The 16,284-nt window shown below is 70.8% G+C and carries 17 protein-coding genes and 1 tRNA gene; 8 read left to right on the forward strand and 10 right to left on the reverse strand.

Annotated features, from left to right (window positions below; genetic code table 11):
- Positions 1–74: 74 nt before the first annotated feature.
- Positions 75–851 carry a DUF4097 family beta strand repeat-containing protein gene (locus OG568_RS34375; protein WP_329534368.1) on the reverse strand — a complete coding sequence of 259 codons (777 nt, stop codon included), beginning with the start codon at positions 849–851 and terminating at the stop codon, positions 75–77.
- A 178-nt stretch (positions 852–1,029) separates the two neighbouring features.
- Here OG568_RS34375 and OG568_RS34380 point away from each other — a divergent pair.
- Positions 1,030–1,104, forward strand: a tRNA-Val gene (locus tag OG568_RS34380).
- 251 nt (positions 1,105–1,355) lie between these two features.
- Here the strand turns inward: OG568_RS34380 and OG568_RS34385 are convergent.
- Positions 1,356–1,799 carry a hypothetical protein gene (locus tag OG568_RS34385; RefSeq protein ID WP_329534369.1) on the reverse strand — a complete coding sequence of 148 codons (444 nt, stop codon included), beginning with the start codon at positions 1,797–1,799 and terminating at the stop codon, positions 1,356–1,358.
- A 278-nt stretch (positions 1,800–2,077) separates the two neighbouring features.
- Here OG568_RS34385 and OG568_RS34390 point away from each other — a divergent pair, with 278 nt between their 5' ends.
- Together OG568_RS34390 and OG568_RS34395 are read left to right on the forward strand one after the other, a co-directional pair.
- Entirely contained in the window at positions 2,078–2,971 is an 894-nt protein-coding gene (locus OG568_RS34390) for a 2-dehydropantoate 2-reductase (protein WP_329534370.1), read from the forward strand.
- Between the two features lie 356 nt (positions 2,972–3,327).
- Complete coding sequence (locus tag OG568_RS34395) at positions 3,328–3,729, forward strand: hypothetical protein (protein WP_329534371.1); 402 nt, start codon at positions 3,328–3,330, stop codon at positions 3,727–3,729.
- Positions 3,730–3,740: 11 nt separating this feature from the next.
- Here the strand turns inward: OG568_RS34395 and OG568_RS34400 are convergent, their stop codons facing one another.
- From OG568_RS34400 to OG568_RS34410, 3 genes are all read right to left on the reverse strand, one after another.
- Positions 3,741–4,877, reverse strand: coding sequence for a hypothetical protein (locus tag OG568_RS34400; protein WP_329534372.1), 1,137 nt, complete (start codon positions 4,875–4,877; stop codon positions 3,741–3,743).
- A gap of 155 nt (positions 4,878–5,032) precedes the next feature.
- Positions 5,033–5,914 carry a nuclease gene (locus tag OG568_RS34405; protein ID WP_329534373.1) on the reverse strand — a complete coding sequence of 294 codons (882 nt, stop codon included), beginning with the start codon at positions 5,912–5,914 and terminating at the stop codon, positions 5,033–5,035.
- A gap of 80 nt (positions 5,915–5,994) precedes the next feature.
- Complete coding sequence (locus OG568_RS34410; protein ID WP_329534374.1) at positions 5,995–6,336, reverse strand: hypothetical protein; 342 nt, start codon at positions 6,334–6,336, stop codon at positions 5,995–5,997.
- 178 nt (positions 6,337–6,514) lie between these two features.
- Between OG568_RS34410 and OG568_RS34415 the strand changes: the two genes are divergently transcribed.
- Positions 6,515–6,994, forward strand: a complete 480-nt coding sequence (locus OG568_RS34415) for a MarR family winged helix-turn-helix transcriptional regulator (protein ID WP_329534375.1) — start codon at positions 6,515–6,517, stop codon at positions 6,992–6,994.
- Between the two features lie 103 nt (positions 6,995–7,097).
- A complete protein-coding gene (locus OG568_RS34420; RefSeq protein WP_329534376.1) occupies positions 7,098–7,688 on the forward strand; it encodes a hydrolase in 591 nt (196 codons plus the stop codon).
- A gap of 37 nt (positions 7,689–7,725) precedes the next feature.
- Here OG568_RS34420 and OG568_RS34425 read toward each other — a convergent pair whose 3' ends face one another.
- Positions 7,726–8,697 (reverse strand): ketopantoate reductase family protein, encoded by a 972-nt coding sequence (locus tag OG568_RS34425; RefSeq protein ID WP_329534377.1) that lies wholly within the window; start codon positions 8,695–8,697, stop codon positions 7,726–7,728.
- 125 nt (positions 8,698–8,822) lie between these two features.
- On the opposite strand from OG568_RS34425, the gene OG568_RS34430 reads away from it, so the two are divergent.
- Positions 8,823–9,056, forward strand: coding sequence for a DUF2277 domain-containing protein (locus OG568_RS34430; RefSeq protein WP_266582268.1), 234 nt, complete (start codon positions 8,823–8,825; stop codon positions 9,054–9,056).
- A gap of 42 nt (positions 9,057–9,098) precedes the next feature.
- On the opposite strand, the gene OG568_RS34435 is transcribed toward OG568_RS34430, so the two are convergent.
- Positions 9,099–9,734, reverse strand: a complete 636-nt coding sequence (locus OG568_RS34435) for a DedA family protein (RefSeq protein WP_329534378.1) — start codon at positions 9,732–9,734, stop codon at positions 9,099–9,101.
- 201 nt (positions 9,735–9,935) lie between these two features.
- On the opposite strand from OG568_RS34435, the gene OG568_RS34440 reads away from it, so the two are divergent.
- Complete coding sequence (locus OG568_RS34440) at positions 9,936–10,472, forward strand: superoxide dismutase family protein (protein ID WP_329534379.1); 537 nt, start codon at positions 9,936–9,938, stop codon at positions 10,470–10,472.
- A 57-nt stretch (positions 10,473–10,529) separates the two neighbouring features.
- On the opposite strand, the gene OG568_RS34445 is transcribed toward OG568_RS34440, so the two are convergent.
- The 3 genes from OG568_RS34445 to OG568_RS34455 form a co-directional block, all read right to left on the reverse strand.
- Positions 10,530–12,410: an FAD/NAD(P)-binding protein gene (locus tag OG568_RS34445; RefSeq protein ID WP_329536540.1), complete on the reverse strand. Its 1,881-nt coding sequence runs from the start codon at positions 12,408–12,410 to the stop codon at positions 10,530–10,532.
- A 296-nt stretch (positions 12,411–12,706) separates the two neighbouring features.
- Positions 12,707–14,365, reverse strand: coding sequence for an alkaline phosphatase D family protein (locus OG568_RS34450; protein ID WP_329534380.1), 1,659 nt, complete (start codon positions 14,363–14,365; stop codon positions 12,707–12,709).
- 108 nt (positions 14,366–14,473) lie between these two features.
- Positions 14,474–15,118, reverse strand: coding sequence for an HNH endonuclease family protein (locus tag OG568_RS34455; protein WP_266414272.1), 645 nt, complete (start codon positions 15,116–15,118; stop codon positions 14,474–14,476).
- A 480-nt stretch (positions 15,119–15,598) separates the two neighbouring features.
- Between OG568_RS34455 and OG568_RS34460 the strand changes: the two genes are divergently transcribed.
- Positions 15,599–16,180 carry a TMEM165/GDT1 family protein gene (locus tag OG568_RS34460; protein WP_266414274.1) on the forward strand — a complete coding sequence of 194 codons (582 nt, stop codon included), beginning with the start codon at positions 15,599–15,601 and terminating at the stop codon, positions 16,178–16,180.
- Positions 16,181–16,284: the final 104 nt, after the last annotated feature.

Genomic DNA, 16,284 nt, shown 5'->3' on the forward strand with positions numbered 1-16,284 from the left:
ATCCCTCTCCCGTGCTGTCATCCGCCTTGCCCGATGTCATTCTCCCACCGGTTAAGGACGAACACACGGGCCGGTTAGTTCGCTGTTCGTACTGTGATGCTTCCGTCGTTCGCGTGAGCGGACACCACGTGGGAACTGGCCGGGTCCCGGGGCACGGACACCCGCACGGAGCCGTCGCCGCTCTCGGCCGTCACCCGGTAGGTGTCGTGGGGCAGCCCGATGGTGAGCGAACCGTCCTGGCTGCGGGCCTCGACCAGGTCGGGCACGACGTCGAGTTCGAGCCGTACGGACCCGTCCGAGGACTCGGCGCGCACGCGGCGCGAGCCGATGCCGAGCGCCTGGACCGAGCCGTCGACGCTGCGCAGGTCCAGTGCGCCGGATGAGTTCGTCACACGCACACTCCCGTCCGACGTACGGATCCCGAGCGACTCCTTGAACCCGTCGGCCCGTACGCTGCCGTCCCTGTCCACGACCTTCACGGCGACACCGCGCGGCACGACGATCCGGTGCCTGGCGCTGCAGTCCGCGACCATGCCCGAACACTTCGTCCGCAGCGTCAGCCGGTCGTCCTTCATCGCCCAGGTCACCCGTGGATTCCCGCCGACGACGACATGCCCCTGGAACCACCGAGTGACCTCGACCTTGACCGCCTCGGCCGACTCGGCGACCACGAACTCCAGCGCGGAGTCGTCCGAGTCCACGGTGAGCGTACGACCGTGCAGCGCGAACGCCCGCCGGTCCGGATGCCGGTCGTCCCCGGCACTCGCCCCGCAGCCGGCGGCGGTCGCGGCGAGAGCGACGACGGCACCGGCGACGGCCGCTGCCCGTACCGGTGACTGAGTCCGAGCCATGAAGATCTCCCCCTGAGAAGCACACCGACGCGCGCCGATGCCCCTCGACGCCTTTCGACCGTACGGTTGCGGGGCGCGCCGGGGGATCCGGGCCGCTCCCGGACCGGAGGTGGGGTTAACCCCCGGATACGGGTTTGCGGGGCATCCCCCCGGGCAATGTAGGCTGTCGACTCGTCCTGGGCGCGTAGCTCAGCGGTAGAGCGCCGCCCTTACAAGGCGGATGTCGGCGGTTCGAAACCGTCCGCGCCCACCAGTCTCAGGACGCGAGTAAGGCCCAGGTCGGCGGGTGGATACCCGGAGGCCTGGGCCTTGATCTTTCTCGGCGGCCAGGTGGCGCCGTGCCACTTACGTGCCGGAAAGTCCACGTGGAGAGTGTCAGCAGGCCGACCGTCGACGCACCGTGACTGCGCCGGGAGACCCGCACCCCATGCCTCGGGTGCGGGCGGCGCTTCGAACAAGCGGGTCGGCAAAGCCCGCATCACGCCCGGCTCATCGAGGGTCTCGTCAGGTGAGGTTGCTCACCCAGCCGGAGCATGTACCCGCAGTGATCGTCTTGGTGTCCCAGTGGCCCGTGCAGACGCGGAAGCGGATGGTGACGCTCTCGGTGAAGTCCTTGTTCTTGTAGCGATCGGTGCCGGCGCCGTCAGCGTTGAAAATGGAGCCAAAGCGGCTCCCGACTTCCCAGTCCACGACGGCGGAAGAGCCATCCGGCTTCCCGTCGTAGACCGAGAACCAGTCGCCGGGGGGAGAGAAGCAGGCCCGGTACACGATGCCGCCATCCTCCTGTTTGGTGGCGCACTTCACCCACTCGACCTCATTGGAGAAATCAGTGGCGGTCGCGCGCTCGACTTCGCCGGCGGCGTTTGCCTGGGTGACGGTGAGGAGGAGGGCAGCGGAGAGGGTGCCTGCGACGGTGCTTATTCGCTTGAGGTGGTGGTTGTTGATCACACGGTTCCTTCTGTGGGAGGTGTCCAACTAGGCGTGTCCAATGAGGTGTTGGCGAACTCAAGAGGCTAACCAAGAGGGATGTGTCGATCAAGCGCCTGTTCGATATGACCGCTTGGCTGAGAGGACAAACGCCACTTGGCGGACGCGTCCCTCCGTACGCTCGGGACGGCGAGCGTGAAGGATGCAAACCCCTTGGTCCCAGGCCCCTTTGTGGCTCTCTCCTTCTGTGCGGCGGCGTTCTTCGAGTCGGTCTTGGTGCGGGGGTAGGTTCAGTGGGCATGACACGGGTTGCGGTAGTGGGCGTGGGGGCGGTGGGCGGCGTTGTGGCCGCGGGGCTGATGGCGACCGGGCGGGTAGAGGTGACCGCTTGCGTGCGTTCGCCGCTGGGCGGGTTGCGCATCGTACGGCCCGACGGGTCGGCTCTGGAGGCGTCTGTTCCTGAGGTCACCGACCCCGCCGAGGTGTCGGCGGTGGAGTGGGTGGCGCTGGCGACCAAGGCCTACCAGACGGCCGCAGCGGGCCCGTGGCTCAGCCGACTGTGCGGTGTGGGGACCCGGGTCGTGGTGCTGCAGAACGGCGTCGAGCACCGTGAGCGCGTCGCGCCGCTGGTCGGCGCCGCTCGCGTCCTTCCGGCCGTGGTGGAGATCTCGGCCGAGTCGCAACACCGCGGCCGGATCCGGCTGTTCGGCCGGCCACGGCTCACCGTGCCCGAGGGCGATGACGGCGCCGACTTCGCGGCCCTGTGTAAGGACAGCGGTATCGAGGTCACGCCGACCGCCGACTTTGTCACCGCTGCCTGGACGAAACTGTGCCTGAACGCGGCGAACGGTGCCGTTACGGCGCTGACGATGCAACGGATGCCGGTCTTCGCCAATCCGCGTATCGCCCAGTTGGGACGGGCACTGGTGGAGGAGGCGCGGCAGGTCGCCGTCGGGTCGGGCGCGCGCCTTCCCGATGATCTGGCCGACCAGGTCATCGCCCGGTTGCGAGCGATGCCGCCCGAGTCCGGCAGCAGCATGCTGTGGGACCGGCTGGCAGGCCGTGAGCTGGAATACGACGCCCGCAACGGCGCGGTGGTGCGCGCGGGAGCCCGCCTCGGCATCCCCACCCCCTACAACGACACCGTCACCGCGCTGCTGGAAGCCGTGAGCGCACCGGGGAACGCTTCCTAGCGTAGATACGGGCGCATCCCCAAAAGGAGGAAATTCTCGCCGACAACCCGCGGCGCTACCGTGGTGATTTAGCTGTCAATCAGGTGTATTGAGGCAAAAGTGGACACGGCGCTCGCCCCTGGCTACGCTCGATTGATGGATGTCACGCCTGAAGCGGCAATCGCAGCGCAAGGAAGTCGGCGTCGAAAAGACTGACTCGCCCGGATCATCAATGACAATCAGCGTCATTCGGCGCGATGCACGGCCGACCCCACATGCATGAATCACGCATGAATCAGGCCGGGTGCAGCCCTCAGTGGCAGGCGTGCGGATCCGCATGACGGCGCACGTCGAACAGTCAGTAGCGGGAGTCTGAAATGCGGAATTTCGGCAGCATCAAAAGAAATGCACTCAGTTCCGTGGCGGTCGCGTCCTCGCTGACGCTCGCTGCATCCGTGGCAGCAATCGGCACGGCGCACGCCGCTGTGAAGGTCACTATCACTGGAACGGTGAGCTGTGCCAAATTCGATGAGTCAACACCGAAGACGGTGACAATAACCCCCAAGAAGGGGACTCCCGGCTCGGACGAACCGGCCGGCGAGGAGAAGGTCGAAAAGTACACGATCAAGCTCACAGGCATTCCGAGTACCGGCACGACCGCCACCGCCAAGGTTGTCTGTGAAGACAGTGATGGCGACACGAATACGTACAAGACCAAGGATTTCCCGGTCAAGAAGCCCGCGAGCGGCGGCCCTGTGACCTTCAATCTTCCGGCATAGCGGGAAGTCGTCTACCGAATCGCCGGGTCCCGGCCCTCGCGTACCGTCCAGCCGATCACGCCCGGGAGTTCCCCGGCGCGGCGTGTGACGCCGAGGCCGGAGGCGGCCACGGCCACCGCCGTGCCGAGGCAGAGCAACGAGCCGGGGAAGCCGGTCACGGCGCCGAGCAGGGCCGGTGCGGCAAGCGCGAACGCGGCCGGCAGCCAGACGAGTTGGCGTCCGTGCAGATCCCGGCGGAACTTCGCACGGCCGGGCAGGGCGAGGCTCGAGCGGTCGGGGGAGGTGGGATGGAGGTTGATGGGGGCGCCGTTGACGGGGTCGGCGAGGTACTGGCGGGCGGCATCGCGGGACAGCTCGCCCCACACCACGTGCCCGGTGTCGGCGACGAGGGCTACGGGGAGTCCCTTGTCGATCAGCTTCCAGCGCGTCGGCAGGCACAACCAGGCCTGGTGGCCGCCGAGTTGGAGTCCGGCCTGGAGCAGGTCCGTGGTGGTGCGCGTCAGGCCGGTGCCTCCGCCCGCCGGATACATCGGGTAGATCTGCAGGGGGACACCACCCCCGACCGGTGACGCTTCGAGCCAGTGCGTGTGCTCGGCCTTGATCGTGCCGGGCTTGTCGCCGCGCTTCTCGTACCGCTTCCAGACGGGTGCCCCGATCCGTACGCGCACGGCGTGTACCTGCCCCTCGGCGGCGTCCGCGCACAGGACGCGCTGGCGGGGGCCCAGCCGACGCCCCAACAGGTCGGTCGCGACGTAGACGAGCAGCCAGAAGCCGAAGGCTGTCCCTGTGGCGGCGGCGAAGACTGTCAGCGCCCCCTCGTGCAGAGTGAACCCGAACCACAGAGCGGCGAGCGGAGTGACGATCGTCAGCGCCACGCCCGCCGCCAGGCCCCAGTCGTGGGGCGGTCGGCGCAGCGAGCGCGGGATCGAGGCCTGCGCCGGCACAGGCGACTCGACCCGCACGGTGGGCGCCGCCCGGCACGCGAGTATCCATCCGCCGGCGGCCAGGGCGGCGACCCCGAGGAGCTCGATGATGTCCCACCTGGGAGTGGGCGCGCCATGCCGTACGAGGGCGAGACCGACCGCGGCGGCCACCGCGAAGAGCGCGGCACCGCCGCACAAGCGGGTAAGGACCGTGGTACGTCGCATGGCGCACCTTTCTCCGAGGCTCCGGTGACGGGGTGGTCAGGGGAGTGGGGGGAGGGGTGCGCTATTCCGTCTGGTTCAGGTGGGAGCAGGACATTCTCGGCCCGGCATCGCGGAGAAGTAAAGGGTCAGCCGAACCGAAGGCTCTGCCGGGCTCGTCATTCCTCGGCGAAGACGAGGTCCTCGATCGGGTGGGTCATGCGTACGGTTCCGCCGTTGACCTCGACCACGTGGTGCAGGCCGGTGAGGGTCTTGGCGGTGGGGCCCTGGGAGAGGACGCGGAATCGGTCGGCGCCGCCGAAGAGGTAGCTGGGGAAGCAGTCCAGCGAGGAGTCGGGTGCGAAGCGCAGGTGGTCCGCGAGGCGGCGGAAGAGCTTCGGCAGCAGCACGAGGTCGTCCGTGAGGGAGGACAGGCCGGTGATCGCCGCCCCGGCGGTCGTCGCGTCCTTGGCCCATACGCCGAGACCCGCCGACCTCGCCTGCTGGGCCACCGTGGTGAGTTCGGTGCGCAGGTCGGGGAAGAGGTTCGCGTAGAAGGTCGGGAAGACCAGGCCGAGCGCGAGCAGATGGTGGTTGGCGGTGGTGCGGAGCAGCGGTACGTCGACGGTGATCCAGTCGCCGCTCTTCTTGCCCGCGGGTGGCGCGCCGCGCCCGGCCAGCGCGACGCAGCGGCTGTGTACGTCGATGGCGCTCGCCAGGATGAAACCGGGCACGCTCTCCGGGGTACTGGCGGTGACCTTCTCGCCGGCGTGCTGGACGGTGGTGAAACCGAGCCAGCTCAGCAGCTCGTCCCGGGCGGCGTGGGCGAGGTCCGGCGGCTGGTGCACCTCGTGCGGGCCCGCGCCCAGATAGTGGGTCTCCAGCGCGTCGATCGCGTCGAGCCGCAGGTTGGCGCCGCCGCGGCTGTTCCGGTGGGTCTTGTCGATCTTGTGCCGGCCGGGGATCTCGTACCAGAAGGCCGCGTCGTGTGGGTCGAAGCGGACGGTGTCGCCGTCCGGTTTCGCGTTCAGGATCCGGTAGTCGCCTTCGATGAGGAGCATGGGAATGAGTACCTCCGCGTCAACGCCGGTGACTCATTGTTGCCGCGCGGGGGCTCTTTCGTACCCGGAGTGACCCGGCTTTACGGCGTTTGCGGCGGGTCGTCGTAGGCGTGCTTCAGCTTCGCGCGGGCGTCCACCGTGTCCGGTGGGGCGACCTGCGACCAGAAGCGGTGGCAGGTGACGAAGACGGCGAGTTCTCGTTCGCGTTGGCGGAGCTTCTCGACCTCGGCCTGTTCGTCGGGTGTCCAGCCGGGCGAAGCGGGGCGTTCCACCTTGCGCCAGCCCTTGTCGTCGCTGAAGCCGTCCAGGGGCTCCACCGACCAGGGGAGCTTCTTGAGCAGGGCCAGGAGCTCCGCCCGGACCTGATGCAGCTCCTCCTGACCAGCCAGGAGGTCACTCGGGAAGTCATAGGTCGCAGCCACACGACAATGGTACGCCTGTTCGAATTTGGGGTGCGAGTTCCTTCGGGGACTTCACGCGAACGGGTGGGGTGTCCGCGACGGCGCCGACCGCTCGATGTGCATTACTCAGTCCAGACTGTGCAGTCAAGGCTGCGCAGTTCAGCTGGACAGTCTGGACTGAAGGTTTTAGCGTGAGGACATGGACGACAGCAGGGACGGCACCGAAGCTGTGGACGGTGCCTCCGGATCCGCCGCCCGTGCCGCGCGGGACCTGAGGGTCGCGTTCAGTCGGCTGCGGCGGCGGATCCGAGAGGTCGCCGAGACGGAGGGGGAGGCGCAGGATCTCTCACCCTCGCAGGTGTCCGCGCTCACGCTCGTGAGCAAGAGCGGGGCCGCGACGGCCAGTGGGCTGGCGGCGTCCGAGGGTGTGCGCCCGCAGTCGATGGCCGCCACGCTCGCCGCGCTCGACCAGTACGGGCTGATCGAGCGCAACCCCGACCCCGGGGACGGCCGGCGGCAGCTCGTCACGCTCACCGACGCCGGGCGCGAGCGGGTCGAGGGCACCCGGCAGGCCCGCGTGGAGTGGCTGGCCCGGGCCTTCGAGGACCGCTGCACGGAGGCCGAGCGGCAGACCGTCATCGAGGCGATGGCCGTGCTGGACCGGCTCACCAGGCCGTGATGCCCAAGATCTCCGGACTCGCTCACTCCGACCGGCCCTCGCGCGACCCCGTTCGACCGATCCCTGCGCCCCCCGCGCCCCGTACCTCCCGAAAGGCCTGACCATGGCTGTCACCACGCTCGACCCGAACACCGCGCTCGTCGTCATCGACCTGCAGAACGGCATCGCCGGAAACCCGGGCCTCGCCCCGTACCCGGCCGCCGAGGTCGTGGAGCGGGCGGCCCGGCTCGCGGACGCGTTCCGTGAGCAGAGCCTCCCCGTCGTCCTCGTCCGGGTCACCGCCGCCGCCGACGGCGCGGACGGCGTGCCCGGGCGCATCGACGGCCCCGCCCGCGCCGCCCGTGTCTGGCCGGAGGGCTGGGACGTCCTCGTCGACGAGCTCGCCGGTCACCCGGAGGACATCGTCGTCACCAAGCGGAACTGGGGCGCGTTCTACGGCACCGACCTCGACCTGCAGCTGCGCCGCCGCGGGGTCACCCAGATCGTGCTGGCCGGCATCGCGACCAGCATCGGCGTCGAGTCCAGTGCCCGCGCCGCCCACGAGCACGGCTACCACGTCACCCTGGCCACCGACGCGATGTCCGACATCGAGGCCGAGACCCACCGCAACAGCGTGGAGCGGATCTTCCCGCGTCTCGGTGAGACGGGCACGACGGACGAGATCCTGGAAGTGCTGGCCAAGACCCACGGCTGAGCCATGTCCAAGACCCACGGCTGAGCCGTAGCCGGGGTCAGCGGCGGTGGTTGTCCGCCAGCTCCTCCACCAGCGCCCGCGCCACCGGCACGGCCACCCCGTGCCGGTCCGCGGCCCGCAGCAACGCGCCGCCGATCGCGTCCAGTTCGAGCGGACGGCCCGCCTCGGCGTCGCGTTGCATGGAGGACTTGGCCTCGGGCGGGAAGGCGTCGTAGCGGGCGAGGGCCACGGACGGGTCCGCCGGGGCTCCGCACGCGCGGCTGACGGCTGCCGTCTCCGCGACCAGGGCCGTCAACTCCTCGCGGTGGCGCGTACGGACCTCGCCGAGCGGCACCCCGTAACGGGTCGTCAGCAGCGCGAACGGCGCGAGGAACGACATCTTCGCCCACAGCGTCGCCGCCTCGTCGTCCAGCACACGGACGGTGGGGCCGGCCGCCGCCAACACCCCGGCGAGCGCGTCCAGCCGGCCGCGCGGCACGCTCTCGCCGGTCAGGTCGATCTCGGCGAAGGGGCTGCCGTGTTCGATCACCCCGGGCGCGGTCCGGGTCGACTCGACGCGGATGACGGCGGGGGCGACGCGGGCGGCACCGTAGCGGGCGCGCAGGGCCGCCGGGTGTTCGACACCGTTCAGGAACGGGACCAGCAGCCCGTCACCGAGCACCTCCGGCCGTACCCGCTCCAGGGCCGCGTCCAGCGCCGTGTGCTTGACGCTGATCAGGCAGGCGTCGACCGGTTCGCGCAGTTCGGTGTCGGCCTCCACGGTCGCCGTGAAGTCGCCGAACCGGCGGCTGCGGACGCGAATGCCGTCCGTGCGCAGCGCCCGCGCCGTCTCGTCCCCGGCCAGGCAGATCACCCGGTGTCCGGCCCGGGCGATCAGCGCCGCCAGCAGTCCGCCGACGCCGCCCGGGCCCAGTACCGCCACGGTCGACCGTTCCCCAGCCTGGTTCTCGGCCTGGTTCTCGGCCTGGGCCTGGTCCTGATCCTGTGCCTTCGAGTGGTCCTTGGTCATGACTGTTCGATCCTCTCGTCGGTCGGCCCCGGGAGGTGGCCGCCTCGACATAGATCATCCCGCTGGGCCGGAGACGTAATCCCGACGGGGTCCCACGACCGTGGCGTACGCGCGAGACTGGTCGCATGTGCCGCAGCATCAAGACACTCCGTCCGCCCGTGCTCCCCGAAGAGGCCACCGAGGAGGAGATCCGCGCCGCCGCCCTCCAGTACGTCCGCAAGGTGTCCGGCTTCCGCGCCCCGGCCGCCCACAACCGTGAGGTGTTCGACCACGCGGTCGAGGCGATCGCCGCCGCCACCGCCGAGCTGCTGGGCGGCCTGGAAGTACGCGGGGCCGCTCAGCCGCAGCGCGCCGGATAGCATCCCGCGCGTTCACACGCCCGCGGGTCCGCGCGGACGCGGTCAGGCGCCGGTGCCCGACTCCTCGGGCGCGGGACGCCGCATCACGAACGCCGCGCCCGCCCCCGCGCCGAACAGCGCCAGGAGCGACACCCCGGTGGCGAGCCAGCTCGCGCCCAGCCACTGGCCGCCGAAGTATCCGAGGGCGACGCTGTAGACGGCCCAGGCCAGACCCGCCACGATCGACCACGGCAGGAACTCGCGGACCCGGCGGTGGGCGGCGCCCGCGCCGAGCGAGACGACCGAGCGCCCGGCGGGCGCGAAGCGGGCGAGGACGACCAGCACGCCCCTGGCACCGCCGCCGCGCGAGAGGACCGCGCCGAGACGTTCCTGCGCGCTGGACAGCCGGCGCGAGCGGGCTATGGCCCGGTCCAGGCGTTCGCCGCCGCTCCAAGCCAGCCGATAGGCCACCAGATCGCCGAGGACCGAGGCGGTGGCCGCGGAGAGGGTGAGCGCCATGATGTTGGGCACCGCCTGCCCGACGGCCGCCCCCGCGGAGCCCGCCGCCGCGGCCGTGGCCGCCGTGATGACGAGGACGCCGCTCGGCAGTACCGGCAGGAAGACGTCCAGCAGGACCGAGACGGCCACCGCCGCGTAGATCCATGGACTGCCGGTCAGCGGCCCCACACTCTCCAACACCGAAACTCCCCTGTACTCCCCCGTTGGCACGACCTCGCCGCTACGTCGCGAGGGAGCGGCAGGCGGCCTGTGACAGCCATACAGCGTACGCGGCGGGTGTGACAGGAGGGTCACTGGGGGTTCATGTGCCCTTCAGGGCGGGAGCGAGTAAGGGAGGGGCGAAGTCAGGGCGGGGACGAGCGTTGAAGGAGTGGGACAGCGATGGTGGCAGGGATGATCGCCGGGGCCCTGGCGTCGGCCGTACTGACGGTGGGCGGCGGCGCGGGAACGGACGGCTACTGGATGACGACGGAGGCGAGGTTCGCGCCGCCCGGCGCCTTCGTCCCGTCGACGGCACTGACGTACGACACGCAGGTCGTTCCGGCGGCCGACGGGATCGAGGTGAGTCAGCTGATGGACGAGCGGGGCGCCACGACCGTACGGCTGCGGGTGACCGGAGTGAAGTCGGGCCACGCGTTCGGGGCGCGGGTGCACCAGAAGTCCTGCGCCGCCGATCCGGCCGCGGCGGGCGGGGTCTACCAGCACCGCGCGGACCCGGCTCACACCGATCCGGACAACGAGGTGTGGCTGGACTTCACCGCCGACGAGAACGGGAGGGGGGAGGCGAGGACCCGGCACGACTGGGGCTTCAGGCCGGGCGGGGTCGGTTCCGTGGTGCTCTACGACGGGCCGGGCGCGAAAGGTACGCGGGTGGCGTGCTTCACCGTCCCGTTCGGATGGGTCGCCGGGACGGCCTGAGCGAGGGCGGTTCGGGACGGCGCCCACCTCCGGGTGAAGGTGGTGGGCGCCGGGCCGCTAATCAATGCCTGCGAGTTCAGCATTCAGCCATGCGCCAGGTGTCGACGGGGCCTCTGGTTCGGCTGTCGCCGCACGTAGAGCGGCCCGCGCCACCGCGTCGGCGTCCGAAAGCGTGACCGAATCCACCCCCGGCCGGGCCCCGGCCGCGGTCACCCAGTGCACGCCCTCCGTGGGGACCCCGAAGGCGAACCGCCTCGCGTGCGGGCGCCCTTGACGGTCGATCAGACGGTAGGGACGCGGTGTCACGTCCAGCCCTCCGGTCTCGTAACCGTCGCTCGTGTGCGGGCGGCACCCGCCCGTCCTCAGCAGCCGGGTGAGCAGTTCGTCGCCCGTCCGCCTGAGGTCCGGCTCCGGCAGCCGCGCCTCGATCAGCGTCGTCGCGCGGACCGTCGAACCCGGCACGTCGGGGGAGTGCGCGACCCACGCCCCGTCCTCGGCCCGCACCTCCAGCCGGGGGCCCACGACGTCCAGGACGCCCGCCTCGATCAGCGCGGTCATCTCCTCGACGCGGCGGCGGGGCGGCCCGATGGAGAGGAAGGCGTTGAGCGGTGTGTACCAGCGGTCCAGGTGTTCACGCCGCGAGCCGCCCGGCAGGCCCCCGTGGTCCACGATCCGCCGCACCTCGTTGCGCAGGTCGCGCAGCACGTCCAGGGCGGCCTTCAGGGGACCGTCGACGTTCCCGAGCGCGGCCTGCTCGGCGTCCTCGCGCAGATGCGCCAGCAGCCAGGAACGCCAGTCGCCGGGCGTGGTGAAGTCGCGGCCGGCGTACGGGCGCGCAACGCGGTCCCAGCACCAGCGCTCACCCTCCGGGACGCCGAACTCGTCGAGGACGCGGGCCTCTTGAGAGCTCCGGTGCCCGGCGGCGAGGAAACGGTGGCGGAACTCCAGCAGCCGCGGACGCTCCCACCGTCCGGCGCGCACACCCTCGTAGTAGACCGTCTCCACCTCCTTCGCGATCAACGGCCATATCTCGCCCAGGAAGTCCGGCGCCTCACCGGAGTCGGCACGCTTGCGGAAGCCTGCGACGACCTCGTCGGTGAGGACGAGCGGGAGGTGACGGCCGTAGGGGCCCTTCGCGTTGTCGCCGCGGGCCTGGTAGGGGATACCGCGGCGCGAACCCGCGTACAGGCGGGGCTCGCGGCCGGAGGGCAGGTAGCGAAGGCCCCCGGCGGTGCGGGTGAAGCGGCCGCCCCGGCCCGTCGTGAGCAGGGCCATGTGGTCGAAGAAGTTGAGGCCGAGACCGCGCAGCAGGACCGGTTCGCCGGGAGCGGGGGCGCGGAGGTCGACGTCCGCCGGGTTGGCGGGCGGGATGTGGCGCAGGCCGTGCCGTTCGGCGTACGCCGTGAGGTCGCGTTGGGCGCGGTCCGGGGCCGCCGGCAGATGCCCCTGGGCGAGGACGACCGCGGACAGCTCCGGCAGGGTGCGCCCGTTGTCCAGCGTGAGGCTCTGGCGGCCGTCGGGGCCGTCGTCGAGCCGTACCGCGCGCGCCGGGTGCACCACGACGCGCACCCCTGGCGGCGCCCCGCGCACCACCTCGGCGAACACCCACTCCAGATAGCGGCCGTAGTGGGTGCGGGTCGGATAGTCGTCCGGGCCCAGCTCGCCGTCCGCCCAGGTGTGCAGGCTCGGCCCGGTGCGGACCGGGCCCGAGCAGTCCACGCTGTCGTCGGTGAAGAGGGTCACCTGCGAGGCCACGGTGTTCATCAGCAGATGCGGCGACTGCGCGGTCCGCCAGACCCGGCCGGGGCCGGGCGGCGACGGATCCACCACGTGGACCGTCAGCCGTGCCCCGGGCGGGAGCAGCTCCGGCGCGGAGGCGCACAGGCGTTCAAGGACGCTGGTGCCCCGCGGTCCCGCGCCGACGACGGCGAGGGACATGTCGACGGCACGGGTGGTCCCGGAGGGCGCGGCGGCGCTCACTGCAGACAAAGGTGTGACTCCCGGGCATGGAGGGCGCATGACGGCTGACCGCCCGCGGGGAGGCCCACACGAAGGCTCCTTGGAAGCGGACGGTCCGCCTCATCATGCCGTCGGCGAGAACGCGAACCGAGCCCCGGGCGGGAGGATCGCCGCCCGCTGTGGGGTGCGTCACGGGTGTCTCACGCACCCCACACGCGCCCCGCGCAGGTCCATCACGCCTGCTCCACACACGCGTTGTGGACGACCGCGGGCGTTCACGGAGCGATCTCGGACTCCGTGACCGTCCGCAGCCGGACGGTGCGCCCGCCCTTGTCCACCCGGGCCTGCTCCAGCCGCAGCCGGGCCGAACGTCCGCTCAAGGTGAGAGTCATGAGCTGGTTGCCGAACCAAGGGCCGCCCGTTTTGCGCCAGTTGACGGGCGGCTCGGCGCACTTGCCGTGCCGGGCGAACCGGCGCCCGATCGTCCGGCCCACCGCGCTCCAGCCGAAACGGAAGCCGAGCCGTATGGAGAGGGGGATGGAGTTGTGGACGGGGGAGCAGGTCAGCTGCAGGACGCGGGCGTCGGGGGAGCGCGGGGAGCCGGCGGCGTCGGAGGGCCACTCGGGCTCGGCGATGTAGGCGTGGTGGACGTCTCCGGACAGCACCGACACCGTCGCCGGGGCGTCCGGCCCGGAACCGGCTTCGGCGATCAGCTCCGTGAGCGCGGCGAAGGACGCGGGGAAGGCGGCCCAGTGCTCCAGGTCGGCCCGGCGGCGCAGCCTCTCCCCGAACCGGGCCCAGCGCGCGCCCCGTTCACCCCGGCACAGGGCGGCGTCCCATGTCTCGGCGTCGTGCACGAGGTGGGGGAGCAGCCAGGGCAGTGAGGTGCCGATCAGGAGGTGGTCGCGGGAGTCCGGCGCGTCCAGCGCCTGCTCGCGCAGCCACCGCTCCTCGCCCGGGTCGAGCATCGCCCGCTCGTTCTCGGCCAGCACCCGGGCCGCCCGGGTGTCCACCATCAGCAGCCGTACGCGGCCGAAGTCGCGGCGGTAGCTCCAGCGGACGGAGGCCGGGTCGGTGTCGGACTGGGCGGCGAAGGCGCGCAGCACGTCGGTGCCGTCGGGAGTCTCGCGGACGGCGGCGTACAGGGGGTCGTCGGCGAGTTCGCGCGGTGAGAGGTTGCCGAGGTGCTGGTGGACCCAGTACGACATCAGGCCGCTGAGCAGCCGCTCGCGCCACCACAGCGTGGCGCGCATGTCGGCGAGCCAGGAGGCGCTGGTGTTCCAGTCGTCTATGACGTCGTGGTCGTCGAAGATCATGCAGCTGGGCACGGTCGACAGCAGCCAGCGGACTTCCGGGTCGAGCCAGGATTCGTAGTAGAGGCGGGTGTACTCCTCGTAGTCCGCGACCTGGTCGCCCGGGGGGTCTTCGAGGTTGCGGCGGGCGGCGAGCCAGCGCTGGGTGGCCTTCGAGGTCTCGTCGGCGTACACCTGGTCGCCCAACAGCACCAGGACGTCCGGCCGTTCGCCCTCGGGCTCGGTCGCGATGCGGGCCGCCAGCGTGTCCAGGGCGTCGGGCCCGACCGGGTCCTTCTCGTCCGCGGGCGGCGCGGCCCAGCGGCAGGAGCCGAAGGTGACCCGGACGGCGTCCTCCTCGCCCGGGGTGCGCACGAGCGAGGGCGGGAAGGGGGAGTCGGGCAGCGGCCAGACGCCGACGCCGTCCAGCAGCACCTCGTAGGTGGTGTCCGTGCCCGGGGTCAGACCGCTCACCGGCACCAACGCGTAGTGGTGTCCGGCGACTTGGAAGGTGCGGGCCGAGCCGCCGGCACCGTCGGCGCAGCGCACCTCGGCGGTGCACGGACGGCTCACCTCGACCCAGAAGGTCGCGGACGAGCCGTCGACGTACCTCAGCAGCGGTCCCAGGCTCAGCTCCGCCAAGGTGATCACCCCTCTCCGTCGCCCCGTACGGTACGGAACGACGGAGACGAGCGGGGAGGTTCCGGGAACTGCGCCGGTATCTGTGGGGGGTGGGGACCGGTACGGGGATCAGCAGCCGCTGAGGACCGAGCTGAGCTTGCTCTTCTCCGCCGAGTCGACCGAGAGGTTGTAGTAGTACTTCACCTGGACCCAGGCGCGGACGTAGGTGCAGGCGTAGGAGCTGAGCGGGGGCATCCACTCGGCCGGGTCCTGGTCGCTCTTCTGCTGGTTCACGTTGTCCGTGACGGCGATGAGCTGGGGACGGGTCACGTCGTTGGCGAAGGCCTGGCGCTGGGCGGTGGTCCAGGCGCTGGCGCCGGAGTCCCAGGCCTCGGCGAGCGGGACGAGGTGGTCGATGTCCAGGTCGGAGGCGGCGGTCCAGGTGGCGCCGTCGTAGACCGAGTACCAGGTGCCGCTGGTGGCGGTGCAGGCGGAGTTGGTGACGACGTTCGAACCGTCGCGCTTGAGGACGTACTCACGGGTGTTGCAGGTGCCGCTGATGGTGATCCAGGTGGGGAAGAGATCACGGTCGTAGCCGGTGCGGTTCTCCGTCGCCACGGTGAGCGAGGCGAGGTAGGTGCGCGCGGTGGCGGCGCTGACCGGGGTGGGCAGCGCCGCGGAGGCGGTCGGGCCGTTGAATATCCCGACCATGGCTATCAGGCCGGTGAAGGCTGCGAGTATGCTCAGCCGTCGACGCGCGTAGACCTTTGGCATGCGAACTCCCTTGAGGTGGGGGGACGTTGGGGCGAGCGGGCCCATGCTCGCGGTGGCGCATTTCCGGAAGGTGTGGCGCAGGTAAGAAGCTAGTGACGTGCGCATGACATGCCAAGGGGTCTGGGGCAACCGTTTTCTGTGGATCGGGGGGCGGGCTCCGGCGTGTGGCGTGCGAGGGGATCGTCCGGTGTGGTGCGAGGAGCTCGGGACCTATGGCCCTGTCCGGCGCATTTCGGCATCCCGTAGGATGAGTGGTGCAGAAGGGGAGTAGCTCTTCGCCGGACCGTCGACATACTGCTCAGCTCGTCTGAGCCGGCGCCCGGAGGCAGACCTTCACGGTCGGCCAGCGAGACCTTCGGCAGAGCAGTGCACTGTCCGCGCGTATGTCCTCGTGCGGGCGCCGACGTGTGCTGCCGCGCCGAGGTGTCGCGTCGCAGTCACAGCACTCTCGGTGGGGCAGCCCCGACCGATTGAGGGATTTTGATCAGCATCACCGTGATGGCGCTCGTCTTCGGCGTCGTCTTCCTCGCCGAACTGCCGGACAAGACCGCGCTCGCCGGGCTCGTCCTGGGCACCCGGTATCGCGCCTCGTACGTCTTCGCGGGCGTCGCCGCCGCCTTCGCCGTGCATGTCGCGCTCGCCGTCGCGGCCGGCAGTGTGCTGACCCTGCTGCCGCAGCAGATCGTGCACGCGCTCACGGGTGTGCTGTTCCTCGCCGGTGCCGCCGTGCTGCTCCTGAAGAAGGGCGAGGACGAGGAGGAGATCCGCAAGCCCGAGAACCAGACCTTCTGGAAGGTCTCGGGGGCGGGCTTCATGCTCATCCTGGTCGCCGAGTTCGGTGACCTCACGCAGATCATGACGGCGAACCTCGCGGCCCGGTACGACGACCCGCTCTCGGTCGGCCTCGGCGCGGTGCTCGCGCTCTGGGCGGTGGCCGGACTCGGCATCGTCGGCGGGAAGGCCCTGATGAAGCGGGTTCCGCTGGAGCTCATCACCAAGGTCGCGGCCATGCTGATGCTGGCGCTGGGGGCCTGGAGTCTGTACGAGGCGGTCGCGGCCTGAGCCGCCGGCGCCCCGCTCGTCGGCGGGTCGTCGAAGGGTCCGAGGCTCCGCCTGGTCGGAAGCGGTGGCGCCGGCCTCCCTCATTTTGTATCGTAGAGAAACAA

The sequence above is a fragment of the Streptomyces sp. NBC_01450 genome, from assembly GCF_036227505.1.
Taxonomy (GTDB): Bacteria; Actinomycetota; Actinomycetes; order Streptomycetales; family Streptomycetaceae; genus Streptomyces.

What these genes read in the sequence shown, in the direction of transcription:
- OG568_RS34430 (WP_266582268.1), top strand. Translation starts at nt 8,823, where the DNA reads ATGTGCCGCAGCATCAAGACACTCCGTCCGCCCGTGCTCCCCGAAGAG.
- OG568_RS34390 (WP_329534370.1), top strand. Translation starts at nt 2,078, where the DNA reads ATGACACGGGTTGCGGTAGTGGGCGTGGGGGCGGTGGGCGGCGTTGTG.
- OG568_RS34415 (WP_329534375.1), top strand. Translation starts at nt 6,515, where the DNA reads ATGGACGACAGCAGGGACGGCACCGAAGCTGTGGACGGTGCCTCCGGA.
- OG568_RS34400 (WP_329534372.1), bottom strand. Translation starts at nt 4,877, where the DNA reads ATGCGACGTACCACGGTCCTTACCCGCTTGTGCGGCGGTGCCGCGCTC.
- OG568_RS34375 (WP_329534368.1), bottom strand. Translation starts at nt 851, where the DNA reads ATGGCTCGGACTCAGTCACCGGTACGGGCAGCGGCCGTCGCCGGTGCC.
- OG568_RS34455 (WP_266414272.1), bottom strand. Translation starts at nt 15,118, where the DNA reads ATGCCAAAGGTCTACGCGCGTCGACGGCTGAGCATACTCGCAGCCTTC.
- OG568_RS34445 (WP_329536540.1), bottom strand. Translation starts at nt 12,410, where the DNA reads ATGTCCCTCGCCGTCGTCGGCGCGGGACCGCGGGGCACCAGCGTCCTT.
- OG568_RS34425 (WP_329534377.1), bottom strand. Translation starts at nt 8,697, where the DNA reads ATGACCAAGGACCACTCGAAGGCACAGGATCAGGACCAGGCCCAGGCC.
- OG568_RS34440 (WP_329534379.1), top strand. Translation starts at nt 9,936, where the DNA reads ATGGTGGCAGGGATGATCGCCGGGGCCCTGGCGTCGGCCGTACTGACG.
- OG568_RS34395 (WP_329534371.1), top strand. Translation starts at nt 3,328, where the DNA reads ATGCGGAATTTCGGCAGCATCAAAAGAAATGCACTCAGTTCCGTGGCG.
- OG568_RS34420 (WP_329534376.1), top strand. Translation starts at nt 7,098, where the DNA reads ATGGCTGTCACCACGCTCGACCCGAACACCGCGCTCGTCGTCATCGAC.
- OG568_RS34405 (WP_329534373.1), bottom strand. Translation starts at nt 5,914, where the DNA reads ATGCTCCTCATCGAAGGCGACTACCGGATCCTGAACGCGAAACCGGAC.